This is a genomic window from Staphylococcus sp. GDY8P196P (genome assembly GCF_017891705.1).
Lineage (GTDB): Bacteria > Bacillota > Bacilli > Staphylococcales > Staphylococcaceae > Staphylococcus > Staphylococcus ureilyticus.
In genome coordinates, this window is record NZ_JAESJS010000044.1 from 1 (window position 1) to 657 (window position 657).

Here is a 657-nt window from a genome sequence, read left to right on the forward strand (position 1 = left end):
GCTAGAAGAAATTGTCCAGCATGTGGAGGTAGAAGTAATTATAATTATCAAAGATTTACATCATCCACTCCAAGACCAACAAACACAAGCACAAATAGAAGTAATACAAACAAACAAAAAGCTAATTGGTCTCCAAAAAATTCTAACGTTTTATACACACCTTCAGAAATAAAAACACTTACACCTGTAAGAAAAAGAGTTGAAGAACGCTCTAAAAAAAATGATTTAAGAGATATTTTCCTATGCCATGCATGGGATGATCGCAAGAAATCAGCTAAAGAAATATATGACTTACTAAAGTTAAATAACGTTAATGTATGGTTTAGTGAAACAGATGTACTTTTAGGAAGTTCATTATTAACAGAAATAGACAAAGGTTTAGCCAAATCTCGTATTGGCATTGTATTGGTTACTCCAGCTTTTATCAATCGTATTAAAGGAGATAAAGGTATAGCTAGCAAAGAACTATCTGCTTTGTTAGCCAACGACTTATTAGTACCAATAGTTCATGAAACAACTTTCGAGGCTTTACGTGATGTAAGTCCACTGTTAGGTTCCAGAAGTGGTTTAAATACCAATGACGATTCAATGAAAGATATAGCAGAGAAATTAGCAGAATTAGTAAAATCATAAAAATGCAAGAATAATAAATTTTAT

The 657-nt window shown here is 31.7% G+C and carries 1 protein-coding gene; it reads left to right on the forward strand.

The features are described from left to right. On the forward strand, window positions 1-633 hold a 633-nt coding region (locus KA814_RS13550), incomplete at its 5' end, for a toll/interleukin-1 receptor domain-containing protein (RefSeq protein WP_210122804.1). Window positions 634-657: the final 24 nt, after the last annotated feature.